This window comes from Luteibacter sp. NPDC031894 (assembly GCF_050273135.1).
Classification (GTDB): Bacteria; Pseudomonadota; Gammaproteobacteria; order Xanthomonadales; family Rhodanobacteraceae; genus Luteibacter.
Genome location: NZ_JBNNMV010000005.1, coordinates 134,356 through 159,000, shown reverse-complemented (window position 1 = coordinate 159,000; position 24,645 = coordinate 134,356). Strand labels below are relative to the sequence as shown.

Here is a 24,645-nt window from a genome sequence, read left to right as displayed (position 1 = left end):
TTTCGAACGGTTCAGTCGAAGCTGAAGGCGAAGGCGACGGCCCGCTGGCCCGGGTCTTGCACCTCGAACACCATCGCCGTCGTCGCTCCTCCGGCAAGGCCGCGCGCGCGCGTCGCCGCATCTCCCACATAGTCCTCGGGTTGGAAGCGACGCATGGCGAGCCGCTGGCCGTTCGCGTCGGAGAGCACGATCGTGACGACGGGATAAGGCTGCGCGAATGTCGCGTCGTTACGCACGCTCGCGGTGATGAGCAGGCCGTCGCTTACCGACGGATGCTGTTCGACGTCGCGCGCGAGCAGGCGCAAGCGTGTCGGCGCGGATACCAGCGGCAGCCGGCAGCCGACCACCGCGCAACCGGTTTCGATCAAGGGACCTATCGTCGGATCGGCGACGAGCACATCGCGCTTCGCCCACGCCAGCTGCGCGCCGAGACCGAGCACGAGTACCGTGCATACGGCGACCCACGCCGCCGTATGCCACGAGCGCCGACGCCGTGGCTTGGCGAAGCGCGGTGTGAAGGTGAGTTGCGAGAAATCCTCGCCGATCTCCTCCACGACCGCTGGCTCGTCGGCCGGTTCGGTCCCTTCCACGGGCTCCATCGCTTCATCGACCACCGGGCGCGGGCGGAACACGGCGACGTCGGCGAGGGGCGGGTCCTGGTCGAGCGCATGGTCCGGGAGCCGTGTGAACGGTTCCGGCGGCAGGTGTGCCGCCAGGGTGCCCAGGGCATTGAACACCGCGTCGCAATGGCTGCAGCGCAGGCAGCCGCAGCCGGGAACCAGGAGTTCCGCTTCCAGCTTGTAGACCGTGAGGCACTCGGGGCACTGCGTATACATCGTTGAATCATAACGGCCACGCCGCGTTCGTGCGCGCGCCGGTAGAATCGGAGGCCCCTCTCCGGACTGGCCCCACGATGCCCTGGCTCGAACTTTCCCTCACGATCCGCGCCGCCGAACAGCCGCGTGTCGAAGCCGCGCTGGAAGACCTCGGTGCGCTGTCGATCACCTTGCAGGACGCGGACGCCGAGACGCCGGACGAGGAGGCGATTTTCGAGCCGGGTGTCGGCGAGATTCCTCTATGGAACCAGATCGTACTGAACGCCTTGTTCGATGCCGACGCGGACAAGCGCGGTCTTACCGAGGCCATCGCCGACGATCTTCCGTTCATCGAGCCCGCGCAGATCGACTGGCGCGTGGTGGACGACCAGGACTGGGAACGCGCCTGGATGGACCAGTTCAAGCCGATGCCGTTCGGGCGGCGGCTGTGGGTCTATCCGTGGAACATCGAGCCGCCGGTCGACGGCGATATCGTCGTGGTGCGCCTCGATCCGGGCCTTGCCTTCGGCACCGGCACGCATCCGACCACCGCGATGTGCCTCGAGTGGCTCGACGGTCAGCAGTTGGCGGGGAAACACGTGCTCGATTACGGCTGTGGCTCGGGCATCCTCGCCATCGCGGCACTCAAACTGGGCGCTTCGCGCGCGGTCGGCATCGACAACGACCCGCAGGCGCTGCTCGCTTCACGCGACAACGCGGAACGTAACGGCGTACATGACGATCTGGACGTCTACCTTCCGGGCGAAGCACCGGCAGCGCTTGCCGATGTGCTCGTCGCGAACATCCTCGCCGGTCCCCTCGGCGAACTCGCGCCCACCTTCGCCGCCGCGGTGAAACCCGGTGCGCCCTTTGCGCTCTCGGGCATCCTTCACGGCCAGCACGAGGAGTTGCTCGTGCGTTACGCCGGGTGGTTCGAAGGGCTCGAAGTGCGCACGCTGGAGGATTGGGTGCGTATCAGCGGTTTCCGTAAGGCCTGAGCCTCTGTTGTGGGAAGCGGTCTTGGCCGCGAAGGGGTGCTCGCCGCGAGCACCCCTTCGCGCGCCAGCGCGCTTCCCACCCAGCGCGCTTCCCACAAAGATTCACACAGACGGCGGCGTTTCTTTCTGCTCGGCCATCCGCTTTTCCAGGTAGTGGATGTTCTGACCACCCTGCTGGAAGCCGACGTCGGCCATGATCCGCTGCTGCAGCGGGATGTTGCACTTCACGCCTTCGATCACCGTCTCGGCCAGGGCCATGCGCATGCGGGCGATGGCGGTGGCGCGATCCGGACCGTGCACGATGATCTTGCCGATCATCGAGTCGTAGTTCGGCGGAATACGGTAGCCGTCGTACAGATGGGTATCCACGCGCACGCCGGGGCCACCCGGGGCTTCGAAACGCTTCACCGTGCCGGGGCTCGGCATGAAGGTGTCCGGATCCTCGGCGTTGACGCGGCACTCGATCGCGTGGCCAGTCAGCACGATGTCTTCCTGACGGATCGACAGCTTGTGCCCGCTGGCGATCAGCAGCTGCTCGCGGACGAGGTCGATGCCGGTCACCAGCTCCGTCACCGGATGCTCCACCTGGATGCGGGTGTTCATCTCGATGAAGTAGAAGCGGCCGTTCTCGAACAGGAACTCGAATGTGCCCGCGCCCCGATAGCCGATGCGGACGCAGGCATCGACGCAGACCTTGCCGATCTGTTCGCGCAGCTCGGGCGTGATGCCGGGGGCCGGGGCTTCTTCCACGACTTTCTGGTGGCGACGCTGCATCGAGCAGTCGCGCTCGCCAAGGTGGATGGCGTTGCCCTGGCCGTCGGCCAGCACCTGGATCTCCACGTGGCGCGGATTTTCCAGGAACTTCTCCATGTAGACCTGATCGTTGCTGAAGGCCGCCTTGGCCTCCTGCTTGGTCATCACGATGGAGTTGGCGAGGTGCGCCTCGGTGCGCACGACGCGCATGCCGCGACCGCCGCCGCCACCGGCCGCCTTGATGATGACGGGGTAGCCGATCTCGCGCGCGATGCGGATGTTCTCGTCGACGTCGTCGCCGAGCGGTCCGCCGGAACCCGGCACGCACGGCACGCCAGCCGCCTTCATCGCGCGGATGGCCTCGACCTTGTCGCCCATCAGGCGGATGACGTCAGCCGTGGGGCCGATGAAGACGAAGCCCGACTTCTCCACCTGTTCGGCGAAGTTGGCGTTCTCCGACAGGAAACCGTATCCCGGGTGGATGGCGCCGGCGTCGGTGATTTCCGCCGCCGCGATGATCGCGGGAATGTTGAGGTAGCTTTCGGCGGACGGCCCCGGACCGATGCATACCGATTCGTCGGCAAGGCCGACGTGCTTGAGGTTGCGATCGACGGTGGAGTGCACCGCGACCGTCTTGATGCCGAGCGCATGGCACGCGCGCAGCACCCGCAGCGCGATCTCACCGCGATTGGCTATGACGACCTTCTCGAGCATGGGTCGTGGCCTCAGGCGATGACGAACATCGGTTCGTCGAATTCCACCGGCTGGCCGTTTTCGACCAGGATGGCGACGACCGTACCGGAGACGTCGGCCTCGATCTGGTTGAACATCTTCATGGCCTCGATGATGCCCAGCGTCTCGCCGGCCTTCACCTGCTGGCCGATGCTCGCGAATGCGGGTGCGCCGGGCGTCGATGCGGCGTAGAACGTGCCGACCATGGGCGCCTTGACGACGTGGCCCGGCGGCAGGCCCGGTTCGGAAGCGGGTGCAGCCGGCGCGGCGGCCGGCGCGGCCGGGGCGGGTGCGGCGGCCACCGGGGCAGCCATCATCTGCGGCGCGGCGACGGCGTTACCCTTCGGTACGCGCGAGAGGCGAACCACTTCTTCGCCTTCCTTGATTTCCAGCTCGGCGAGGTTCGATTCCTCGAGCAGGTCGATGAGCTTCTTGATCTTGCGCAGGTCCATGGGACAAACCTTCTTTGGGTTGAGCGGGCGCGCCGGGCGCGCCACGAAAGAGAATCAGGCCGCGGGCACGGCGAGGCGTAGCAGGGCGGCTTCCAGCGCGAGGCGGTAACTGTCGCCGCCGAATCCGCAGATCGTGCCGGCCGCGATGCCGGACACATAGGAGTGGTGCCGGAACGATTCGCGCGCGTGCGGGTTCGACAGGTGGATCTCGATGAAGGGGATGGCGACCCCGGCGAGGGCGTCGCGCAGCGCGAGCGACGTATGGGTGAACGCCGCGGGATTGATCAGGATCCACGCCGTGCCTTCGTCGCGCGCCTGGTGGATCCGGCCGATCAATTCGTGCTCGGCGTTCGACTGGAACCAGCCGAGGTCATGGCCGGCCGCCTGGGCACGGGCCTGGAGCGACGCATTGATGTCGGCCAGTGTTTCGTGGCCGTAGACGGAAGGTTCGCGCACGCCGAGCAGATTGAGGTTGGGTCCGTGCAGGACAAGGATCCTGGCCACTGTTCACCTGGTTGCTGTGGGTCCGGCTCCCCCGGTTCGCGGCGAAGTGTGCGCCTGTCGCCCGGAGTTGTCCAGTTCGGTGGAGTTCGGCGCAGTTCGCTGGAGATCGTGACTTTCCAGACGGAAGCGTATGGATCGATCGCCGTAGGAGCCGCTATAGCGGCGGGGGAACCCGCCTTGCTGCCTCATCGCTCCGTGGGCTTCTCGCCGCTATAGCGGCTCCTACGGGTCGAATAGCTTTCGCCACCCGTCGTGCCCCAGCTTCTCCAACGTCTCCATGTTCGTCTCGAAGATGGCCGCGGCGTCGGGGAAGGCCGCGACGGCCCGGTCGATGCTGGCCTCGCGGAGCAGATGCAGCGTCGGGTGGGGCGAACGGTTGGTGTAGTTCGTGATGTCGTCGTCGGCCGTGCCTTCGAACCGGAAGTCGGGGTGGAAGCTGGCTACCTGTATCTCGCCTTCCAGGTGCAGGTCGCCGACGGCCGCGTCGGCCACTTCCAGGAATTCGTTGAAGTCGAGGAAGTCGTTGAGCACACCGGGGTGGATCAGCAGCGTGGTGTCGACGTTTTCCGGGTCCGTGTCGCGCAGGAGCTCGAGTTCGCGAACCAGGTCGGCATGCAGCTGGAGGGGCTGGGTGGCTTCGCTGACCACGTACCGTACTTGCCCCTTCCGCTGTACCGCCTTGGCGAACGGGCACAGGTTGAGGCCGATCACGGCGCGTTCGAGCCACTGCTGCGTGGCCTCGATGGCGTCGTCGGGCGATGGCATGGCATCCATGGGAAGGTCGTTCATCGTGCGGGAGCCAACCATTCGTCGAGTTCGGCCTGGCTGAAGGTGCCCGGCTTCTGCCGCAGGATACGCCCGTCCTCGCCGACCAGGACGCTGAAGGGCAGCACGCGCCGCGTGTTGCCGAAGGACAGCGAACCGCCGGGCGCGTCGGTGTCGGCGAGCAATACCGGATACGTCACGGGCTGCTCGGCAAGGTACGTGCGCACCGAGCCCGCCGTGTCTTCGGCCACGCCGACGATCGCGACGTTGCGCTCGCGATAGCGCGCTGCGTTCTCGCTCAGCAGCGGCATCTCGCGCCGGCAGGGTGCGCACCACGTCGCCCAGAAATTGATGAGCACCCGCTTTCCGCGCCAGTCCGAGAGCTGGCGCGGCTTGCCGTCGACGGTAAGGAACGTGGCCGCGGGCGGAAGGTCGCCGACGTCGGCCACGGTGAGGCCCTGCGGCGGCGGGGGGTGGAGGCGACGGTGCTCCAGGTAGAGCCCCGTCGCCGCCGCCGCGATGGCGAGCGTCACGATCCAGAACGTCGGCCCGCGGATCATGGCCGGGCGGCGGCCTCGAGCGCCTTCTCGACGCCGTCGTAGGTGAGCACGGTGGACAGCTTCGTGCCCTCGCCGCCGCCCTTGGGGTAGACCACGTAAAGCGGCACGCCCACGGAGTGGTACTGCTCCAGGAAGGCGGCGATGGTTGCGTTCACGTCGGTCCAGTCGCCTTTCATGTAGACGGTGCCAGTGCGCTTCAGCAGGGTGCGGAAGGCGTCGGTGTCGAGCACGGCGTGTTCGTTGGCCTTGCAGGTGATGCACCAGTCGGCCGTCATGTCGACCAGCACGGGCGTGCCGGCGCCACGCAGTTCCGCGAGCTTCTCCGGCGAGTACGGCACCGACCCGTCGGAGGCCACGTTCACGGTCGACGGCGCGGGCAAGCCATGTACCGTCCACAGGGCCGCGGCGGCACCGATCGCGAGCACGGCGGTGAACGCCCACGACAGTGCGCGACCGCCGCGATTGCGCCCGTACCACCACAGCGCCATCGCCAGGAGCACGCCGCCCGCCAGCACGAGCGCGGTGGCATCGGCGCCACGCTGTTTCGTCAGCACCCAGAGCAGCCACACAGCCGTGAGGTACATCGGGAACGCCAGCGCCTGCTTCAGCGTTTCCATCCATCGACCGGGGCGCGGCAGCAGTCGCGCGATCGCTGGCACGAAGCCGATGAGGAGGAAGGGGAGCGCGAGGCCCAGACCGAGCGCGAGGAAGATCAGGAAGGCAACGGCCAGCGGCGCGGCGAATGCGAAGGCGATGGCTGAACCCATGAACGGTGCGGTGCAGGGGCTCGCGACGACGACGGCAAGCACGCCGGTGAAGAAATCGCCGGAGGGGCCGGAACGCGCCGCCAGGCCACTGCCGACGTTGCCGAGGGAGCCGCCGATCTCGAAGACGCCGGACATGGACAGGCCTACCGCCAGCATGACGTAGACGAGCAGGCCGATCGCCAGCGGCTGCTGGAACTGTGCGCCCCATTGCACGCCGTGCCCGGCCGCCCGGATGCCGACGATGATGAGGCCGAGAACGGCGAAGGCGACCAGCACGCCCGCCGTGTACCAGAGCGCGTGGCGGCGCGCCGCGGCATGGCTTTCACCGCTCTCCAGCACGGTGACCGCCTTCAACGACAGCACGGGGAGCACGCACGGCATCAGGTTCAGCACGAGACCGCCAAGCAGGGCGAGCCCGATGGCCGCGATGAAACCGACAGGCGCGTCCCCGCCCGGCTTCATGCCCGGAGGTGGCGGCGTTGGCGCCACCTCTGCCGGCGCGGCGGCCTGCTGTTCCTCGCTGGCGGCGCCGACCGAGGCGGTGCCGGCTGCGAGGTCGACGCTCACGAGGCGCTTCATGACGGGGTAGCAGATGCCGTTCTCGAGGCAGCCCTGGTAGGCCACGTCGATAGCGACGGTCGAAGCCTTCGCCGTGCCTTCGAGCGGGACGGGCAACTCCACCTGGTCGAAATAGACGATGGTGTCGCCGAAGTGTTCGTCGTGGTGGGCCGTGCCGCTCGGCCATTCCGGCTCGCCGACGCTCACGCCGGCGGGCGACGCCACCGTAACCTGTGTCTTGTCGCGATACAGGTAGTAATCCTTGGGCATCGTCCAACGCAGCAGCAGGTTCCCGCGATCCTTGACCAAGGCCTCGAAGCGGAAGGCCTGCTCGGCGGGTAACGGCTGGGCGTCGGTGCCGGAGGTCGCGCCGGCGGGCGCGCCGAGCAACGCCGCGGCGTTGCTCGCCGGCGTGGCGGGCGCCGCGGCAGGGATCGTGGACGGGCCGCCGATCGCCAGCGTGAGGTGCTCGGTGTTGGGCGGGTAGCAGATCTTCGGCTCGACCTCGTGACAGCCCTGGTACTGGACGTTCAGCGCCAGGGTCTTGGTCGACGCGTCGGCGAGGGTATAGGGCACGCTCGCCTGGATGTCGCCGTGGTAGATCTCCACGTCGCCCAGGTATTCGTCGTGCTCCTTGAGACCATTCGGAAGGCTGGGCTCGCCGAGCTTCACCGCCGCCGGATCGGCCGCCGTGATCTTGATCCGTCCCCGGTAGAGGTAGTAGTCCGGCGCGATCCGCCAATGCAGCTTCACCGTCCCAGGCTGGCTGGCGTCCGTCGTGAGGAGGAACGCCTGGGTGACGGGCAGCAGTTCCTGGTCGTCCTGGGCGACGGCAGGAAGGACGGCGAACAGGCCGAGGCCGGCGACGAGGATCAGCGCGCGGCGCATTACAGACATCATGTCGACTCCGTGGATCGGTGCGGCGACGAACCGCGATGGACGTCGATCATTATGACCGGGCGTCACCGGATTGGCTTGCACGACACCTGCGTCGGCCCGGGCGAGGCCGCTGGCGACGGCTTCGGACAGCGCGCCCTTCGTGTGTCCTTGTCGTCCTTTTTTGGACCCGGGCCCTTGAACGGTTTCATCCAGGCGCCATGTGTCGATCACCCCAAGGACTTCCGATTTCGGAACGGCTTTGGCTAAAATTCTGGCACTCACCCTGGTCAAGTGCTAACAGGGTGGAATAATTCCTTTGTCTGTCAATCACATGGTTGGAGAAGTCATGAGCAAATTGCGCCCGCTGCACGATCGCGTCATCGTCAAGCGCCTCGAGGAAGAGCGTATTTCCGCCGGTGGCATCGTCATCCCCGACAGCGCCACCGAGAAGCCGACCCGCGGCAAGGTCATCGCTGCCGGTACCGGCCTCCTCCTGGCCAGCGGCCAGCTCCGCCCGATGGGCGTGAAGGAAGGCGACGTCGTCCTGTTCGGCAAGTACGCCGGCCAGGAAATCAAGGTCGACGGCGAAGAACTGGTCTTCCTGAAGGAAGACGACATCGTGGCGGTCCTGGAAGGCTGAGCTCCCGCTCGCCCCGTTCCTCCCGACCATTCCCAAGCATTCAAATAAGGATTCACAGTCATGGCAGCTAAAGAAGTCCGCTTCAGCGAAGACGTGCGCTCGCGCATGCTGAAGGGTGTCAACACCCTCGCCAACGCCGTCAAGGTCACCCTGGGCCCGAAGGGCCGCAACGTCGTGCTCGAGAAGAGCTTCGGCGCTCCGACCGTCACCAAGGACGGCGTCTCGGTCGCGAAGGAAATCGAGCTTTCCGACAAGTACGAGAACATCGGCGCGCAGATCGTCAAGGAAGCCGCTTCCAAGACCTCCGACGTCGCCGGTGACGGCACCACGACCGCTACCGTGCTCGCGCAGGCGTTCATCCAGGAAGGCCTCAAGGCCGTCGCCGCCGGCATCAACCCGATGGACCTGAAGCGCGGCATCGACCAGGCCGTCATCGCCGCCGTCGGTGAGCTGAAGAACCTGTCGAACCCGACCGCCGACGACAAGGCGATCGCCCAGGTCGGCACCATCTCGGCCAACTCCGACGCCGACATTGGCGACATCATCGCCAACGCGATGAAGAAGGTCGGCAAGGAAGGCGTCATCACCGTCGAGGAAGGCTCGGGTCTCGAGAACGAGCTCGACGTCGTCGAGGGCATGCAGTTCGACCGCGGCTACCTCTCGCCGTACTTCATCAACAACCAGCAGTCGCAGCAGGTCGAACTGGACGATCCGTTCATCCTGATCCACGACAAGAAGATCTCCAACGTTCGCGAACTCCTGCCGGTCCTCGAGGCCGTCGCGAAGGCCGCGAAGCCGCTGCTGATCGTCGCGGAGGAAGTCGAGGGCGAAGCCCTGGCGACCCTCGTCGTCAACACCATCCGCGGCATCGTGAAGGTCGCCGCCGTGAAGGCGCCGGGCTTCGGTGACCGTCGCAAGGCCATCCTGGAAGACATCGCCATCCTCACCAACGGCGTGGTCATCTCCGAGGAAGTCGGCCTGCAGCTCGACAAGGCCACGATCACCGACCTCGGCCGTGCCAAGCGCGTCGTGATCACCAAGGAAAACACCACGATCATCGACGGTGCCGGCGAAGCCGAGCGCATCCAGTCGCGCATCGGCCAGATCAAGGCGCAGATCGAGGAGACCTCCTCCGACTACGACCGCGAGAAGCTGCAGGAGCGTGTGGCGAAGCTGGCCGGCGGCGTTGCCGTCATCAAGGTCGGCGCCGCGACGGAAGTCGAGATGAAGGAAAAGAAGGCCCGCGTCGAAGACGCCCTGCACGCCACGCGTGCGGCCGTCGAGGAAGGCGTGGTCCCGGGCGGCGGCGTCGCCCTGATCCGTTCGCTCAAGGCGCTGGAAGGCCTGAAGGGCAAGAACCCGGACCAGGACCTCGGCATCGCGATTACCCGTCGCGCCCTCGAAGCCCCGCTGCGCGCCATCGTTGCCAACGCCGGTGAAGAGCCGTCGGTCGTCCTGAACAAGGTGAAGGAAGGCCAGGGCAACTTCGGCTACAACGCGGCCAACGGCGAGTTCGGCGACATGATCGCCTTCGGCATCCTCGACCCGACCAAGGTCACGCGTTCTGCCCTGCAGTTCGCCGCCTCGGTGGCCGGCTCGATCATCACGACCGAAGCGGCCGTGACCGAGCTGCCGAAGAAGGACGAAGGCCACTCGCACGGTGGTCCGGGCGGCATGGGTGGCATGGGCGGCATGGACTTCTAAGTCCTCGTTCGCGACCCGTAACGCAAAGAGCCCGGCGCAAGCCGGGCTCTTTTTTTGTCTTGCATGCGAAGCGACCGTGGGCGGCTATTGACCAGCGCCCGCAGCCGCGTTCTCTTCACTCGTACCTGGCTGCCGTGCCACGGCATTCGAGTCGGGTGCGGCGTACTGCGCCATCAGCGGGTCGAGCTTCTTCTTCAGGCGGAGCATCGCGACGTTGCCCATCGAGATGTCGGTGTACTTCTGCAGCGCGTCTTCCGGTGGCGAAGGCGCGTCCGGCGCGTGCGTGAGCGCGGCCAGCCTCGGACCGACGACCTGCGTGAGTGCGAAGTAGGCGTCGTCGTGCACGCCGGCCTGCTCGAGCAGCTTGCCTGGCAGCATCCAGGCGGCCAGGTCCTCGGGCGCGGCCGCGGAACCGTCGCGATGCGCATCGAACAGGATGTACGGCACGGTCTGCGTGAACATGCTGCCACCGTCGACGAAGCCCGCCTTGTCGAATGTCTCGGTCAGTGCCGGCAGGTGATCGCCATAGAACAGCAGGAGCGTCGGACGCTCGCGCTGCTTCAGCAACTCGGCAAGGCGCCCAAGTTCCGCGTCCGCGTGGCGCATGTGGTAGACATAATTGCGCAGCTGCAGTTTGGCATCGTCGCTGATGCCCTCCGGTACCGGGATCGCGTCGCGTTCCTTCGTGTCCACATTAGTGGACTTGTCGTAGGGACCATGCGCTTCCATGCTGATGGCGAACACGAAGCGCGGCGGCCCCGAGTCCTTCAACTGGCTCATGATCTCGTCGGTCATGGCGCTGTCCGCCATGTAGTCGCCGTCCTTGCGATAGTCCTTCGGGAAATCCGGCTGCGACACGAAGCGGTCGAAGCCGAGCGACTTGAAGGCGGTGATGCGGTTCCAGAACGCGGCATCGTTGCCGTGCACGGCGATCGTCTCGTACCCGTGCGACCGCAGCGTGCGGACCATGCTCGGGACCACGTTCGTGTGCATCTGCAGGTACGGGAACTGCATGTCCGGGAAGTAACGGAGCGACAGGCCCGTGAGGACCTCGAACTCGGTGCGGATGGTGCCGCCGCCGTAGGTGGGGACGTGCAGGCGGCCGCTGATGGACTGCTTCGCAAGGCGGTGCAGGTTCGGCGCGAAGTTCTCACCTTCCAGCCCGCGAATCACCTTGGGGTCGAAGAACGACTCGCTCTGCACGACCACGATGTCGGGCGTCTGCCGGTGGTTGGCCGCCGCGTCGATCATGTGCTGGCGCAGGTCACGGTCGCTGTCCGCGATGAAGCGACCGGCCTCGGCGGCGTCGGCCTTGGGCTTCTTGCCCGCGTTCTGCAGCCGAAACTGCATGAGCGTCGTGACCACGCCGTTGTAATGCGCGTTGCCCGCCGCCGACCAGGGCTGCATGCCGAGACGGTCCTTGTTGTAGAGCGCCGACCACGCCGGCATGCCCGCGAGCAAGGTTCCGATCAGTGCTACGAAGCCGATGCCGGCCACCAGTCGACGTCCGCGCGTGCGCCGGGCGAACAGCGGCGGCTCGAACCGGGCGGCGAGCGCGATGACGGCCACCACGGCGAGGATCGCGAGGTAGGGGAGGGGGCTCGTGGGCAGGTAGCCGCCGAGGAGGTGCAGGCCGCCGTTCTTGAGCTGGCCGACCATCCGGAAATCGGCGGGCAACAGCGGCGCGCCGAGGTTCTGCATCTTGATGGCGCTGACGACCAGCACCGCACCCTGGGCCATGAAGGCCACTCCGAAGGACAGCCAGGCACGACGGGTCAGGACCAGCAGGAAACCGGCGAGCAGCAGGCCGGGGAAGGCGTTCGCCACCAGGTGCCACGGCCGCGACGCCCATTCCAGGCTTGCCACGCCCGGATTGCCGTCGAGGAAGCCGGTGTAGAGGATGAAGGCCACGGCGAGGCAGAGCGGCAAGGCCACTCGCGCCGTCACGTCCCGCCAACGCTTTGAATCGACAGTCATAACATCCTCTTGTCACACCCCGGTCGTCCCAGGGGCATGGACTGTAACGCAACGGACATGAAAGCGTTGTCCGGCTACGGGGGTGGGTTTATCGCCCGTTCCGCACGCGAGCCCGGAGACCAACACCGCATCCGCGCAGGAGCGCGCCACGGCGCGGCTGAGGCACAATGACCGCCTCATGAATGCTCCCTCGCAGGCTCCGCGCGAAAGCCCAGAACTCCGCGCACTGATCGACGCCCGTTATGCCGACGTGATGGCGGCCTGTCGTACCGCGCGCATTCCGTTGTACGACGACGCCGGTGTCGCCGAGCGCATCCGGCGCACGTTGCTGGCGTCTGATTTCGCTTTCGACATCTTTCGTCGCCAGCCTGATCTGCTGGCGCCGGCCGGACTCGAGCGGCTGCGCGCGAATACCGACGCGGCCACGCGCGGCGCCTCGTTGGACCTGCCTCCGGACGAGGAGCGTTGCATGACCGCGCTACGCCGTTTTCGGCACGCGGAAGCGGTACGCCTCGTGTTCCGTGACGTGAACGGCCTGGATGAGCTGGACGACACGTTGTCCGCGACGAGCGCGCTTTACGAGACCCTGCTCGACCTGGCCCTGCGTTGGTCGGAGTCTTCGCTGCACCTACGTTATGGCCAGCCGCGCGACGGTGCCGGTGCGCCCCTGCGCATGGTCGTGCTGGGGTTCGGCAAGCTCGGCGGGAACGAACTGAACTTCTCCTCGGACATCGACCTCGTATTGGCGTATGCGTCGGGTGGAGAGACCGACGGCTCCCGTCCGCTCGACAACGGCGAATATTTCGTCCGCGAAGCGCGTCAGCTCGTCCGTCTGCTGGCGGAGCCTACGGTGGATGGCATCTGCGCGCGCGTCGACCTTCGCCTGCGGCCCTTCGGCCAGTCGGGCCGCCTCGCGCTGCCGTTCTCGGCGATGGAGCAGTACTACCAGCGGGAAGGGCGCGACTGGGAGCGCTACGCGTGGATCAAGGCCCGCCCCGTTGCCGGCGACCGTGTCGCGGGCCGCGAACTGCAGGACATGCTGCGCCCGTTCGTCTACCGGCGTTACCTGGATTACACCGCGTTCGCCGGGCTGCGCGAGATGAAGGCGCTGATCGACGCGGAGGTCGCGCGGAAGGACCTCGCGGGCAACCTCAAGCTGGGCCCGGGCGGCATCCGTGAGATCGAGTTCGTCGTGCAGCTCACCCAGATGATCCGCGGCGGCCGCGATCCCGCGTTGCGCGTGCGGGGGCTGCTGCCCGCGCTGCGGGCCTGCGAAGCGCGCGGCTACATCCCCGCCGCGCGGGCGAAGGCGTTGCGGTCGTCCTATGTCTTCCTGCGCCGGCTCGAGAATCGCGTGCAAATGCTCCGCGATGCCCAGACCCACGACATCCCGGACGACGCTTTGTCGCGCGAGCGACTTGCGCTCGGCATGGGGCATGCCTCATGGGACGAGCTCGCGTTGGAACTGGCGGGGCATCGCGATGCGGTATCGGCGGAGTTCGCCGCCGTTCTCATGCCCGAGGCCGGCGGCACGGCCGTGGCGACGGTCGCCGACGTCGCCCTGTGGCAGGCCGCCTGCCAGGAGACGATCACGGCCGGGATGATGGAAGCGGCGGGTTTCACGCCGGGCCACGACGTCGCCGACGAACTCGTGAAGCTGCCGCGGGCGGCGGCCGTGCGATCGATGTCGGCGCGGTCGGCCGAGCGGTTGCAGCGCCTGATGCCGCAATTGATCGATGCGGCGCGCGACAGCGTCGCGCCCGCGGCGAGCCTCCTGCGCCTCCTGCGCCTCGTGCAGGCGGTCGCGCGGCGATCGTCCTACCTCGCCCTGCTCGACGAACAGCCGAATGCGCGCCGTCGTGTCGCGAGCGTCTTCGCGGACAGCGCGTTCCTTGCCGAAAGGGTCATCGCCCAGCCCCTGCTTCTCGACGACGTGCTGGATCCGCGCATCGATCAGTTGCCGCTGAAGCGCGCGGACATCTCCGCGGAAATCGCGCGCACGCTGGGCGCGCTGGACGAGCGCGACGCCGAGCGCGAGCTCGAACGCATCAATGAATTCCGCTCGAGCATCGCCTTCCGTCTCGGCCTCGCCTTCAACGACGGCCGGGCCGATGCGCCGGCGACGGCACGCCGACTGGCCGGCCTGGCCGAGGCGGTCGTCGGCGCGATCCTCACCCTGGCGACGCGCGAACTCACGGCACAGCATGGGCGCCTGCCCGGTGAGGGCAGCGGCTTCGCGGTACTGGGCTATGGCAGTCTCGGTGGCGAAGAATTGGGCTTCGCCTCCGACCTCGACCTCGTCTTCGTCTACGACGGCAAGCGCGCCAACGCGATGAGCGACGGGCCGCGGCCTGTCGACGGCACGCGCTGGTACCAGCGGCTGGCGCAGCGCGTCATGCACTGGCTGAGCGCGCAGACGCATGCCGGCAGCCTGTACGAGGTCGACACGCGCCTGCGCCCGGACGGATCGAAGGGCTTGCTGGTCGCAAGCGTCGACGCCTTCGAGGCCTATCAGCGTGACCGCGCCTGGACCTGGGAGCACCAGGCGCTGCTGCGCGCGCGGCCGGTAGCCGGGGACCCTGCCCTCGGCGAAGCCCTCGCCGCCATTCGCCGCGACATCCTGGCGACGCCGCGCGATGCCGCGCGCGTGCGCAACGAGGTCGGCGCGATGCGTGCGCGCTGGCGTGGTGAGCGCGATCGCTCGGACGCCTCGCGCATCGACCTCAAGCAAGGCAAGGGCGCGTTGATCGACATCGAATTCATCCTGCAGGGCATGGTGCTCGCGCATGCGTCGACGCATCCGTCGGTCCTCGATACGCCGGCCAGCAGCGCGTTGATCGACGCCCTGCGCGACGTCGACCTGCTCACCCAGGCCCAGGCCGACACCTTGCACGTTGCGCATGCCGACCTCCTCCAGGCCGGGCTTGCCTGCACGCTCGACCTGCGCCCACGTATCGCGACGCGGACGGCCGCGCTGGAGGCGCTGTGCGTGGGTGTGGAGGAGGTGGCGCGCGAGCTCGGCTTCGACTTCGGCCCTCGTGCCGAGGTGGTGGCGCAGGGTGCCTGATCGCGCGGCGAGCGTTATGCTGTGCGGCCGTTACGGAAAGCGATCCCGATGATGCAAACCCCGTTGCTGATCGACACCGACCCCGGCGTGGACGATGCGCTGGCCATCCTCATGGCGCACCAGCATGCGGACGTCGCGGCGTTGACCGTCGCGGCGGGTAACGTCGGCCTCGTCCACACCGTGCGCAACGCGCGCACACTGGTCGAATTGATCGGTGCACGCACGCCTGTCTACCCGGGCTGCCCCTCGCCGCTCGTCCGCGCGCCCGACGAGGACGCGGCGTTCGTCCACGGGGCCGATGGTTTCGGCGACGTCGGTTTTGCTGAGCCGGCGCATGCCGCCGAAGCCGAGCATGCCGCGGCGGCCCTGGTGCGGCTCACGCGGGAACGGCCCGGCGAACTCACCCTCGTGGCCCTCGGGCCGCTGACCAACCTCGCCCTCGCGGTGCGCCTCGATCCGGGCCTGCCGGAACGCGTGAAGCGCCTGGTGGTCATGGGCGGGGCGGTTACCGGCCACGGCAATACCGGGAAGGTCCCGGCCGAATTCAACATCGGCTTCGACCCCGAAGCCGCGCACGTGGTCTTCGAGGCCTTCCCGATGTTCGACCTCGTGGACTGGGAGGCGACCGTGCGCCATGCGTTCCCGGACGAGGTTTACGAGCGCTGGGTCGCCTCGGGCGATCGCCGCGCCGCCTTTTTCGAGAAGATCTTCGCCACCGCCCGCCGCTTCAACGCGGACCACGAGCGCACGGGGTTCATCGCCGCCGACGCGCTGGCCATGGCTGTGGCGCTGGATCCGGCCATCGTCGTCCGCGCGGAAACCCGCCATGTCGCCATCGAGCTCGACGGCCGCCTGACGCGCGGCGCGACCGTGGTCGACTGGCAGCGGCGCCTCGGCGCCCGGCCCAACGCCCGGATCGTCCTCGAGGTGGACCAGGATCGCTTCGGCGAACTGATCGCCGGGGCACTGGGCGTCGGCTGACGGCGGTTGCAGCGTCCGGGACCCCGGGCTACAATGCCGCTCTTTTCACCCCGCTATTTCTCAGGTTCAAGCCATGAAAGAGAACATCCATCCGAAGTACCAGCCGGTGGTCTTCCAGGACCTGTCGTCCGATTTCGCGTTCCTGACGCGTTCGACGATGTCCAGCAAGGAAACCGTCAAGTGGGAAGACGGTAACGAGTACCCGGTCGTCAAGCTCGATATCAGCAGCCATTCGCACCCGTTCTACACGGGCAAGCAGAAGACGCTGGACGTCGGCGGCCGCGTCGACAAGTTCCGCCAGCGCTACGGCAAGAAGTAAGACCGCTTTCATCCGCGCGCCGCCTGCGGGGTGGCGTTGCGCGAGGATCGAGGACACGGGGCGAGCCCACGGCTTGCCCCGTGTCTTTTTGCGTCCGGCGCATACGTTCCTCTAACGGACGTTTGAACGGGCTCTGTGCGATAATGGGGAACTTCGGTCGCACGCAGTGACCGATACGCCGCCTTCCCCAGGGCGCCGTTTTTCCCAACATCGCTACGTCGCTCCGCCTGGCGGGACGGCGGGAACAGAGAGAAGAGGAGCTCGCCGTGTCCGACGCCAAAACCGTCAAATTGGTCGATGAATCCAACAAGCCCGTGAGCGAACTGCCGGTCATCGGCGGCACGCTCGGTGCCGAGTGCGTCGACATCGGCACGCTCTACAAGGACACCGGCTACTTCACCTACGATCCGGGCTACGGCAGCACCGCCAGCACCAAGAGCGCCATCACCTACATCGACGGCGACAAGGGCGTCCTCCTGTACCGCGGCTACCCGATCGAGCAGCTCGCCGAGAAGTCGACCTTCCTCGAAACCTCGTACCTGCTCCTCAACGGCGAACTGCCGAACAAGGACCAGTTCGCGACGTTCGAGGACGAGATCACGCATCACTCGATGATGCACGAGAACCTCAAGTTCTTCCTGCGCGGCTTCAACCACGACGCGCACCCGATGGCGATGCTCGCCGGTTCCATCGCCTCGCTGTCGGCGTTCTACCACGACAAGCTCGACGTCGATAATCCGGAAGATCGCAAGCTCGCCGCCATTCGCCTCATCGCGAAGATGCCGACGATCTCCGCCGCCATCTACCGCCATTCGATCGGTTGGCCGACGCGCTATCCGCGCAACAACCTCGAGTACGTCACGCGCTTCCTGCACATGATGTTCGAGGTGCCGAGCGAGCCGCTGGAGCTGAACCCGGTCGTCGCGAAGGCGCTCGACCTGCTCTTCATCCTGCATGCGGACCACGAGCAGAATGCCTCGACCTCCACGGTCCGCCTGGTCGGCTCGACCGGCGCCAACCCGTATGCGTCTATCGCCGCCGGCATCACCGCGCTCTGGGGCCCCGCCCACGGCGGCGCGAACGAGGCCGTGCTGAAGCAGCTCGAGGAAATCGGCTCGGCCGACAAGGTCGAGACCGCGGTCAAGCGCGCGAAGGACAAGAACGACTCCTTCCGCCTGATGGGCTTCGGCCACCGCGTCTACAAGAACTTCGATCCGCGCGCGAAGATCATCCGCGAGATGTGCCACAAGGTGCTGAACGAACTCGGTGTCAACGACCCGTTGCTCGACGTCGCCATGAAGCTGGAAGAAGCGGCGCTGAAGGACGACTACTTCGTCGAGCGCAAGCTGTACCCGAACGTCGACTTCTACTCGGGCATCATCTACAAGGCGCTGGGCATCCCGACCGAGATGTTCACCGTGATGTTCGCCATCGCGCGCACGTCCGGCTGGATCTCGCACTGGATCGAGCAGCACGAAACCCCGGGATCGCGCATCGGCCGCCCGCGCCAGATCTACACCGGCGCCGACGTCCGCGATTACGTTCCGAACGACAAGCGCTAAGAATGGAAGAACCCCGCGAGAACCGCGGGGTTTTTTTTTGGTTCTTCTGAAAGCCGAGCCAGCCTTCGCCACACGTCGCAGCGCATCACGTCGACGCGTTGAACGCCTCGATGTCTTCCTCGGCCATGAGTTGCTGGACCATGGCCGCGCTGGCCCGGCGCATCGGGCGTTCGTCCACGCGGTCGAGCGGTGCCTGCCGCAAGGCGTCCAGCGGCAGCACGGTCAGGTCGAAGGGGATACCGTCCGCGCCGAACAGCAGCACGGGGTGTTCGCTCTGCTCGCTGGCTGACCAGCGCAGGCGACGGGTCTGGACTTCCAGCGGAATGCCTTGCTCGCGCAAGAACATGCCGGGGGCGTCCGGGTCGTCGCTGAAGACGTGCAGGCAGACGGCCGAGTGCTCGTCGGCGGTGCCTTCGAGCACCGCGCCGACCAGCCGGGCGTCGAATCCGCGCAGGAATCGCATCGCTTCCACGGCGGCTTCGCGTCGGGCGCGTAGCGCCTGCGGTTGCGTGTCGGCGTGGAAGAGGCGCTGGTGTTCGCGCAGCGCGTCCTCGATCTCGTTGTTGCGGGGCAGGGCCTGCGTGTCCACGATGCCGAGCCGCTCGGCGGCCTTCAGCTTCGCGTGGTGGAAGTCACGGATACCATGCTCGCTCATCAGGCGCGCCGCCTCCTGGGCGACGCGGACGCGGTTGCGTTGCGTCCGGTCCTGGGCATGGATCCTGTGGTGTTCGCCTCGTGCCATGACTCACCCCCGTGTGGTGTCATTCGAGTGCCAGGCGCGCACGGTTGGCGGCGTACGCGTCAGAAGATGTCGTAGGCGTGTTCCTGTTGTTCCTCCTGTTGTTTCTGGGTCGCCTGTTCGCGAAGACGATCGACGTCCTCGACCTTCATGATTTCGTTGATGCCGCCGGGTGAGGGCAGGCCGGAACCGGGGTCGATCTGCACGGTGGCGATGCCGGGCGGCATGGCCAGGGTGTGCGAGGGCTTGTCCTTGAGGACGGCGCCCATGTAGTCCATCCAGATCGGCAGCGCCGCCTTGGCGCCGAACTCGCCGCGCCCCAGGGAACTGAAGTCGTCGAAGCCGACCCAGACGGCCGTGGACACGTCGCCGTTGAAGCCGACGAACCACGCGTCGCGATGGTCGTTGGTGGAGCCTGTCTTGCCGGCGATGTCATCGCGACCGAGCGCCTTGGCCGCGGAGCCCGTGCCGCGCTTCACCACGTCCTGCATGAGCGAGGTCACGAGGTAGTCGTTGCGGACATCGATGACATGCGGCGCCAGCTTCGGTGCCTCCGACGCATCGGCGTGCGCGTCCGCCGGCAGAACCGCGTCACCCGTGCCACTGCCCGCGGTGCTGCCTGCCGTGGCGGGGCGGGCGGGGATCAGCGCGGTGGAAGCCTGTGTCGGCGGGCCCGGTGGCGTCGGGTTGAGCAGGCGCTCCTGGCAGTCGGCACAGGCGCGTTCGGGATTGGCGACGTAGACGGGGTTGCCGTCGCGATCGTCGATGCGCGAGATGAAATACGGCGTGACGAGGTAGCCGCCATTGGCGAAGACGGCATAGCCACGCGCCATGCTCATGGGCGAGACCGATGCGGTACCCAGCGCCAGAGAGAGGTTCTGCGGCAGCGCGTCCGGCGTGAAGCCGAAACGGGTCATGTACTCGCGGGCGTAGCGCAAGCCAAGGGCGTCGAGCAGGCGCACGGAGACGAGGTTCTTCGACTTCACCAGCGCTTCGCGCAGGCGCATCGGCCCATCGAACTTGCCGTCGTCGTTGGAGGGTGTCCACATGCCATCCGGTCGGGATGGATCGGGGAAGGCCACCGGCGCGTCGTTGACGATGGATGCTGGCGTGAAGCCACGGTCGAACGCGGCCGAATACAGGTAGGGCTTGAAGCTCGAGCCTGGCTGCCGCGCGGCCATCACGGCACGGTTGAACTTCGAACGTACGAAGCTGAAGCCGCCGACCAGGGCGCGCACCGCCCCGTCCTCGGGATCGAGCGAGACCAGGGCCGCCTGCACGGCAGGGATCTGCGTGAGGCGCCATTCGAGCTTCGGCTCGGGCTTCGGCTCGGCCGGCTTGCCGTCGGTCGCCACGTCCTCGTTCACCTCGTCCTTCGCGGCGCGGAAGAGACGGACCACGTCACCGCGCTTCAGCACGGCATCGACGCGGGTCGGCGCGGCGCCCGCGCGGCCTTCGTTGACGTAGGGACGTGCCCAGGCCATGGATTCCAGGCTGAGCGTGACCGTCTCCTTGGGCGAGAGGTACACCTGGGCCTCCTTCGCGCCGGTCTCCGTGACGATGCCCGGCATCATGCCAGCCACGCTCGTGTAGCCGGCGAGAACGCGGTCGTAGTCGTCCGGACCGGCCTGCGCCGGCAGCTCCTCGTGCCCCTCGGGGCCGCGGTAGCCGTGTCGGCGATCGTAGGCGGAGAGCCGGTTGCGCAGGGCGTCGTTGGCGGCGGCCTGGCTGTCGCTGGGTACCGTGGTGTGGACGACGTAGCCTTCGGTCAGCGCGTCGTTGCCGAGCTTTTCGAGGACCTGCTGGCGAACCATTTCCGCCAGGTAGGGCGCGTCCACCTCGATCTGCTGCTCGTGAGGGAAGGCGTCGTTCGGCTCCTGGACGGCTTGGTCGTACTCGGCCTGGGTGATGAACCGGTTGCCGAGCATCTGGCCCAGCACCCAGTTACGCCGGGCGAGCAGGCGCTTCGGGCTGTTCAGCGGATTGACCAGGGACGGCAGCTGGAACGTCGAGGCCAGCGCAGCGCATTCGGCCACCGTCAGCTGGTCGAGGGTCTTGCCGTAGTAGTACGCCGCGGCCGCGGCCAGGCCGTAGGAGCGGTGCCCAAGGAACATCTTGTTGATGTAGAGCTCGAGGATCTGGTCCTTGGTGAGCTCGTTCTCCATGCGCAGGGCGATGAACATCTCCGTCAGCTTGCGCGAGTAGAGCTTCTCGGGGCTGAGGAAGAAGTTGCGCGCCACCTGCTGGGTGATCGTGGACCCGCCGGGCCCCTTGTCGCCGCCGGAAAGGATCACGTGGATACCGGCGCGGGCGATGCCGTGCCAGTCGACGCCGGGATGGCTGTAGAAGTCGGCATCCTCGGCCGACAGCACGGCGTTCTTGAGCCGGGCCGGCACGTCGGCGATGTGCACGGGGATGCGCCGCGTCTCACCGAACGACGCGATGAGGCGGCCGTCCGCACTCAGGACCCGTAGGGGAACCTGCATATGGTAGTCGCGCAGCACTGCCACGGAGGGCAGGCGGGGCGAGAGCAGCCAGTAGGCGACGCCCACGGCGCCCACCACGAAAAGGATGCCGGCCAGGGCCAGGTACAGCGCATAGCGCAGCAGACGCTTGAGGATTCGCATGGAGGGGAAGGGGTCACCGCCTTGTGTGTCGGGGCCGAGTATAGAGCCTACCCAGTCCGCGAGGCGGGGGCCCAGGGTTCGACCCGGCATGAAGGGCTTCCGCTAACCCAGTGACTGGATTTGTGAATTAGTGCCGGTAAGGGCCCCATGATGGCCGTTGCCAATCCGTTAAGTTTTAAGCTTTAATGCCCTCGCGCCGAAGACCAATTCCGACAAAGGCGCGGGGAAGGGGGACATCGTGGGGCTCTTTACACCCAAAGCGGCGCCGTTGATCGGCGTCGATATCAGCTCGACCGCGGTAAAGCTGCTTCAACTCAGCCAGGCCGGCGGGCGTTATCGCGTGGAACACTACGCGGTGGAGCCGCTGCCACCCAATGCGGTCGTCGAAAAGAACATCGTCGAGGTCGAGGCGGTAGGGGAGGCCATCCGGCGCGCCCTGGCCCGCTCCGGCGCCAAGACACGGCACGCGGCGGCCGCCGTGGCCGGCTCGGCCGTGATCACCCGCATCATTCCCATGTCGGCGGACCTGTCCGAGGATGACCTCGAAGGTCAGATCCAGGTCGAGGCAAACCAGTACATCCCGTACCCCATCGAGGAAGTAAGCCTCGATTTCGAGGTGCTGGGCCCGGTTCGCGACAACCCCGAGATGAACAACGTCCTCCTCGCCGCGTCGCGGACGGAGAACGTCGACATGCGCATCGCCGCGCTGGACCTCGGCGGCCTGACTGCCCGGGTGGTTGACGTGGAGGCCTTCGCCATGGAGAACGCCTTCGGCATGGTCGCCGACCAGTTGGCGGTGTCCCGTGACGCGCTGGTGGCCGTGGTGGACATCGGCGCGACCATGACCACCCTGGCGGTGCTGAAGAACCAGCGCACGATCTACTCCCGCGAACAGGTTTTCGGTGGAAAGCAGCTGACCGACGAAATCATGCGGCGCTACGGCCTCTCCTACGAGGAGGCGGGCCGGGCCAAGCGCAAGGGCGGCCTCCCGGAGTCCTACGAAGTCGAGGCCCTGGAGCCGTTCAAGGAGTCACTGGTCCAGCAGGTCAGCCGCCTGCTCCAGTTCTTCTTCGCGGGCAGCGAGTACAGCCGCGTCGACCAGGTGGTCGTCGCCGGCGGCTGCGCCGCCATCGACGGCATCACCGAACTGCTCGAACAGCAGTTGGGCGTGCCCTGCGTGGTCGCCAACCCACTGGCGAGGATGTCGCTCTCCAGTCGCGTCCAGGCCCAGACGCTCGCCCAGGATGCGCCCGCCCTGATGATTGCCGTCGGCCTGGCCATGAGGAGCTTCGACTGATGGCACGCATAAACCTGCTCCCATGGCGCGCCGAGCGCCGCAAGCAGCGCGAAAGGGAGTTCTACGTCCAGCTTGGCCTCGCCTTCGGCGCGGCGCTCGTCGTGCTGATCGCCTGGTCGTTCTGGATGGATGCCCGCATCAACAACCAGGGCGACCGGAACACCTACCTGCAAGGCGAGATCAAGCAGCTGGACGACCGCATCGCCAAGATCAAGGACCTCGAGAAGGTCCGCGCCGACCTGCTCCAGCGCAAGCAGATCATCGAGCAGCTGCAGGCGAACCGCTCGCAGATGGTCCACCTGTTCGACGAACTCGTGAAGACGATCCCCGCCAGCGCCCGCCTGTCCGGCATGAAGCAATCGGCCGAGTCCATGTCGCTGGACGGCGTGTCGCAGTCCAACTCGAGCGTGGCCGAATACATGCGGAACATCGAGGCGTCGCCCTGGATGGGCCATGTCGACCTGCGCAAGACCGAAAACACCCACGACGGCTCGCGAATGCCCTACCGCTTCGGCCTCGACGTTCGACTGAGCAGCCCGGGCGACGACACCCCCGCCACGGCGCCGGGGGCTGCCCCTGCGGCCGCGCCGGCGACTAACGCAGCGGTGCCGGCACCGCTGGCCCAGGCAGCCCAGGCCGCCACGGGCGCGCCCGCAGCCGTTGCCGCGCCGCAGGGCGCGACAGTTCCGGCACCGTCCGCCGTCGCCCCGGCCACGCCGCCGGCTGCTCCCGCCCCGGCAGGAGCCAAGCCATGAAGTTCCTGGACGATCTGCGCAATCTCGATCGCCATAACGTCGGCGGTTGGCCGAATGCGATCAAGCTCTTCTTCACCGGACTGGTGTTCGTCGTGGTGCTGCTCGCCGGCTGGTATTTCCAGATCAGCAGCCAGCAGGACGACCTCGCCAGCGCCGAGAGCAAGGAAGAACAGCTGAAGAACGAGTTCTCCCAGAAGCAGGCCAAGTCGGCGAACCTGGAGGCGCTGGAGCAGCAGCTTTCGGACATGCAGGACATGCTGCGCACGTTGCTGCGCCAATTGCCCAGCAAGACCGAGATGCCGGAGCTGCTCATCGACATCTCCCAGACCGCGTTGGCGGCCGGCATCGAGAACGAGCTGTTCCAGCCGGGCCCGGAAACGCCCAAGGACTTCTACGCCGAAAAGCCCATCACGCTGCGCATGGTCGGCACCTACCACCAGTTCGGCACCTTCATCAGCGGCGTGGCATCGCTGCCCCGCGTCGTCATCTTGACGCTGCACGACGTGTCGCTGAGCCCGAAGGACGCCGGCAAGGACGGTAAGGGCTCGTCCGGCCAGCTCGTGCTGCAGGGCACGGTCAAGACCTATCGCTACCTCGACGACGACGAGACGCCGAAGCCGGCGAAGAACGCGAAGACGGCCAAGGGGAAGAAGAAGTGATGACCCGCGACCACGCCATCCTTCGACCCGTCGCGCTCGCCCTTTTCGCTGCGCTGGCGCTTGCCGGCTGCACGCGCGGCACGTCCGACCTGCGCGAATGGGTCGATGCCCAGAAGCACAAGAAGGGCGAACCGATTCCGCCGCTGCCGGTGATCCGCACGTTCGAGACCTTCGCTTACCAGGACCAGGGTGCGCGCGACCCGTTCAGCCCGAGCACGGCTGAGATGGACACCGCGGTGTCGAGTGGTCCACGTCCGGACGAAAACCGTCCGAAGGAACCGTTGGAAATGTTTTCGCTGGACAGCCTGAAGATGGTTGGCACGGTTGGTGCTGGCGGTAGCCTGGAGGCGCTCGTGAAGGATCCCGGCGGTGTGATCCATCGCGTCCATCGCAATGAATACATGGGGCAGGCCTACGGCCGGATTACCGCCGTGGGAGAGGATCGGATCGATCTGGTCGAGCTGGTGCCGAACGGCGCCGGCGGATGGATGGAGCGTCCGGCAAGCATTGCGGTCGGTGAAAAATAAGAACTCGG

Annotated in this window: 21 protein-coding genes; 11 read left to right on the top strand and 10 right to left on the bottom strand. The window is 67.0% G+C overall.

All coding sequences use genetic code 11. The features are described from left to right. Positions 1–11 precede the first annotated feature (11 nt). Entirely contained in the window at positions 12–836 is an 825-nt protein-coding gene (locus ACQKIE_RS14350) for a zinc-ribbon and DUF3426 domain-containing protein (protein WP_427460233.1), read from the bottom strand. Between the two features lie 77 nt (positions 837–913). Here ACQKIE_RS14350 and prmA point away from each other — a divergent pair, with 77 nt between their 5' ends. Beyond that, positions 914–1,813 (top strand): 50S ribosomal protein L11 methyltransferase, encoded by a 900-nt coding sequence (gene prmA / locus ACQKIE_RS14345; protein ID WP_427460231.1) that lies wholly within the window; start codon positions 914–916, stop codon positions 1,811–1,813. Between the two features lie 102 nt (positions 1,814–1,915). On the opposite strand, the gene accC is transcribed toward prmA, so the two are convergent. The 6 genes from accC to ACQKIE_RS14315 form a co-directional block, all read right to left on the bottom strand. Then, a complete protein-coding gene (accC, locus tag ACQKIE_RS14340; RefSeq protein ID WP_427460228.1) occupies positions 1,916–3,280 on the bottom strand; it encodes an acetyl-CoA carboxylase biotin carboxylase subunit in 1,365 nt (454 codons plus the stop codon). An 11-nt stretch (positions 3,281–3,291) separates the two neighbouring features. Then, a complete protein-coding gene (accB, locus tag ACQKIE_RS14335) occupies positions 3,292–3,750 on the bottom strand; it encodes an acetyl-CoA carboxylase biotin carboxyl carrier protein (RefSeq protein ID WP_427460226.1) in 459 nt (152 codons plus the stop codon). 54 nt (positions 3,751–3,804) lie between these two features. Beyond that, complete coding sequence (gene aroQ / locus ACQKIE_RS14330; RefSeq protein ID WP_427460224.1) at positions 3,805–4,254, bottom strand: type II 3-dehydroquinate dehydratase; 450 nt, start codon at positions 4,252–4,254, stop codon at positions 3,805–3,807. A 222-nt stretch (positions 4,255–4,476) separates the two neighbouring features. Then, positions 4,477–5,043 (bottom strand): DUF1415 domain-containing protein, encoded by a 567-nt coding sequence (locus tag ACQKIE_RS14325; protein ID WP_427460222.1) that lies wholly within the window; start codon positions 5,041–5,043, stop codon positions 4,477–4,479. Next, positions 5,040–5,579, bottom strand: coding sequence for a TlpA family protein disulfide reductase (locus tag ACQKIE_RS14320; RefSeq protein ID WP_427460220.1), 540 nt, complete (start codon positions 5,577–5,579; stop codon positions 5,040–5,042). Before ACQKIE_RS14320 ends, ACQKIE_RS14325 begins: the two co-directional genes overlap by 4 nt. Further along, positions 5,576–7,801, bottom strand: coding sequence for a protein-disulfide reductase DsbD family protein (locus tag ACQKIE_RS14315; RefSeq protein ID WP_427460503.1), 2,226 nt, complete (start codon positions 7,799–7,801; stop codon positions 5,576–5,578). The genes ACQKIE_RS14320 and ACQKIE_RS14315 overlap by 4 nt, the downstream gene beginning before the upstream one ends. A 328-nt stretch (positions 7,802–8,129) precedes the next feature. Here ACQKIE_RS14315 and ACQKIE_RS14310 point away from each other — a divergent pair, with 328 nt between their 5' ends. Both ACQKIE_RS14310 and groL read left to right on the top strand, forming a co-directional pair. After that, positions 8,130–8,423, top strand: coding sequence for a co-chaperone GroES (locus tag ACQKIE_RS14310; RefSeq protein WP_427460218.1), 294 nt, complete (start codon positions 8,130–8,132; stop codon positions 8,421–8,423). A 60-nt stretch (positions 8,424–8,483) separates the two neighbouring features. Beyond that, positions 8,484–10,127, top strand: coding sequence for a chaperonin GroEL (gene groL / locus ACQKIE_RS14305; protein ID WP_427460216.1), 1,644 nt, complete (start codon positions 8,484–8,486; stop codon positions 10,125–10,127). An 84-nt stretch (positions 10,128–10,211) separates the two neighbouring features. Here the strand turns inward: groL and ACQKIE_RS14300 are convergent, their stop codons facing one another. Then, a complete protein-coding gene (locus ACQKIE_RS14300) occupies positions 10,212–12,104 on the bottom strand; it encodes an LTA synthase family protein (RefSeq protein WP_427460214.1) in 1,893 nt (630 codons plus the stop codon). A gap of 178 nt (positions 12,105–12,282) precedes the next feature. Between ACQKIE_RS14300 and glnE the strand changes: the two genes are divergently transcribed. The 4 genes from glnE (at position 12,283) to ACQKIE_RS14280 (ending at position 18,033) form a co-directional block, all read left to right on the top strand. Further along, complete coding sequence (gene glnE, locus ACQKIE_RS14295; protein ID WP_427460212.1) at positions 12,283–15,171, top strand: bifunctional [glutamate--ammonia ligase]-adenylyl-L-tyrosine phosphorylase/[glutamate--ammonia-ligase] adenylyltransferase; 2,889 nt, start codon at positions 12,283–12,285, stop codon at positions 15,169–15,171. A 48-nt stretch (positions 15,172–15,219) separates the two neighbouring features. After that, positions 15,220–16,152, top strand: coding sequence for a nucleoside hydrolase (locus tag ACQKIE_RS14290; RefSeq protein ID WP_427460210.1), 933 nt, complete (start codon positions 15,220–15,222; stop codon positions 16,150–16,152). Positions 16,153–16,225: 73 nt separating this feature from the next. Next, positions 16,226–16,471: a type B 50S ribosomal protein L31 gene (locus tag ACQKIE_RS14285; protein ID WP_427460208.1), complete on the top strand. Its 246-nt coding sequence runs from the start codon at positions 16,226–16,228 to the stop codon at positions 16,469–16,471. A gap of 266 nt (positions 16,472–16,737) precedes the next feature. Beyond that, positions 16,738–18,033 (top strand): citrate synthase, encoded by a 1,296-nt coding sequence (locus tag ACQKIE_RS14280; protein ID WP_427460205.1) that lies wholly within the window; start codon positions 16,738–16,740, stop codon positions 18,031–18,033. Positions 18,034–18,118: 85 nt separating this feature from the next. Here ACQKIE_RS14280 and ACQKIE_RS14275 read toward each other — a convergent pair whose 3' ends face one another. Both ACQKIE_RS14275 and ACQKIE_RS14270 read right to left on the bottom strand, forming a co-directional pair. Continuing rightward, positions 18,119–18,775: a hypothetical protein gene (locus tag ACQKIE_RS14275; RefSeq protein WP_427460203.1), complete on the bottom strand. Its 657-nt coding sequence runs from the start codon at positions 18,773–18,775 to the stop codon at positions 18,119–18,121. A 59-nt stretch (positions 18,776–18,834) separates the two neighbouring features. Then, entirely contained in the window at positions 18,835–21,399 is a 2,565-nt protein-coding gene (locus ACQKIE_RS14270) for a penicillin-binding protein 1A (protein WP_427460201.1), read from the bottom strand. A 238-nt stretch (positions 21,400–21,637) separates the two neighbouring features. On the opposite strand from ACQKIE_RS14270, the gene ACQKIE_RS14265 reads away from it, so the two are divergent. The 4 genes from ACQKIE_RS14265 to ACQKIE_RS14250 are packed head-to-tail and all read left to right on the top strand — an operon-like array spanning position 21,638 to position 24,637. Beyond that, positions 21,638–22,696, top strand: a complete 1,059-nt coding sequence (locus ACQKIE_RS14265) for a pilus assembly protein PilM (protein WP_427460199.1) — start codon at positions 21,638–21,640, stop codon at positions 22,694–22,696. Beyond that, complete coding sequence (locus ACQKIE_RS14260; protein ID WP_427460197.1) at positions 22,696–23,451, top strand: PilN domain-containing protein; 756 nt, start codon at positions 22,696–22,698, stop codon at positions 23,449–23,451. The genes ACQKIE_RS14265 and ACQKIE_RS14260 overlap by 1 nt, the downstream gene beginning before the upstream one ends. Then, positions 23,448–24,110 carry a type 4a pilus biogenesis protein PilO gene (locus ACQKIE_RS14255; RefSeq protein WP_427460195.1) on the top strand — a complete coding sequence of 221 codons (663 nt, stop codon included), beginning with the start codon at positions 23,448–23,450 and terminating at the stop codon, positions 24,108–24,110. The genes ACQKIE_RS14260 and ACQKIE_RS14255 overlap by 4 nt, the downstream gene beginning before the upstream one ends. Beyond that, on the top strand, positions 24,110–24,637 hold the full coding sequence (locus ACQKIE_RS14250; protein ID WP_427460193.1) for a pilus assembly protein PilP: 528 nt from the start codon (positions 24,110–24,112) through the stop codon (positions 24,635–24,637). Before ACQKIE_RS14255 ends, ACQKIE_RS14250 begins: the two co-directional genes overlap by 1 nt. The last annotated feature ends 8 nt before the right edge of the window (positions 24,638–24,645 follow it).

Excerpts from the sequence above, each read along its gene's own strand:
- ACQKIE_RS14285 (WP_427460208.1), top strand. The coding sequence starts at position 16,226 with ATGAAAGAGAACATCCATCCGAAGTACCAGCCGGTGGTCTTCCAGGAC.
- ACQKIE_RS14325 (WP_427460222.1), bottom strand. The coding sequence starts at position 5,043 with ATGAACGACCTTCCCATGGATGCCATGCCATCGCCCGACGACGCCATC.
- ACQKIE_RS14315 (WP_427460503.1), bottom strand. The coding sequence starts at position 7,801 with ATGTCTGTAATGCGCCGCGCGCTGATCCTCGTCGCCGGCCTCGGCCTG.
- ACQKIE_RS14250 (WP_427460193.1), top strand. The coding sequence starts at position 24,110 with ATGACCCGCGACCACGCCATCCTTCGACCCGTCGCGCTCGCCCTTTTC.
- ACQKIE_RS14275 (WP_427460203.1), bottom strand. The coding sequence starts at position 18,775 with ATGGCACGAGGCGAACACCACAGGATCCATGCCCAGGACCGGACGCAA.
- ACQKIE_RS14255 (WP_427460195.1), top strand. The coding sequence starts at position 23,448 with ATGAAGTTCCTGGACGATCTGCGCAATCTCGATCGCCATAACGTCGGC.
- groL (WP_427460216.1), top strand. The coding sequence starts at position 8,484 with ATGGCAGCTAAAGAAGTCCGCTTCAGCGAAGACGTGCGCTCGCGCATG.
- ACQKIE_RS14310 (WP_427460218.1), top strand. The coding sequence starts at position 8,130 with ATGAGCAAATTGCGCCCGCTGCACGATCGCGTCATCGTCAAGCGCCTC.
- ACQKIE_RS14350 (WP_427460233.1), bottom strand. The coding sequence starts at position 836 with ATGTATACGCAGTGCCCCGAGTGCCTCACGGTCTACAAGCTGGAAGCG.
- ACQKIE_RS14270 (WP_427460201.1), bottom strand. The coding sequence starts at position 21,399 with ATGCGAATCCTCAAGCGTCTGCTGCGCTATGCGCTGTACCTGGCCCTG.
- prmA (WP_427460231.1), top strand. The coding sequence starts at position 914 with ATGCCCTGGCTCGAACTTTCCCTCACGATCCGCGCCGCCGAACAGCCG.
- ACQKIE_RS14260 (WP_427460197.1), top strand. The coding sequence starts at position 22,696 with ATGGCACGCATAAACCTGCTCCCATGGCGCGCCGAGCGCCGCAAGCAG.
- accB (WP_427460226.1), bottom strand. The coding sequence starts at position 3,750 with ATGGACCTGCGCAAGATCAAGAAGCTCATCGACCTGCTCGAGGAATCG.
- ACQKIE_RS14300 (WP_427460214.1), bottom strand. The coding sequence starts at position 12,104 with ATGACTGTCGATTCAAAGCGTTGGCGGGACGTGACGGCGCGAGTGGCC.
- ACQKIE_RS14320 (WP_427460220.1), bottom strand. The coding sequence starts at position 5,579 with ATGATCCGCGGGCCGACGTTCTGGATCGTGACGCTCGCCATCGCGGCG.
- accC (WP_427460228.1), bottom strand. The coding sequence starts at position 3,280 with ATGCTCGAGAAGGTCGTCATAGCCAATCGCGGTGAGATCGCGCTGCGG.
- glnE (WP_427460212.1), top strand. The coding sequence starts at position 12,283 with ATGAATGCTCCCTCGCAGGCTCCGCGCGAAAGCCCAGAACTCCGCGCA.
- ACQKIE_RS14290 (WP_427460210.1), top strand. The coding sequence starts at position 15,220 with ATGATGCAAACCCCGTTGCTGATCGACACCGACCCCGGCGTGGACGAT.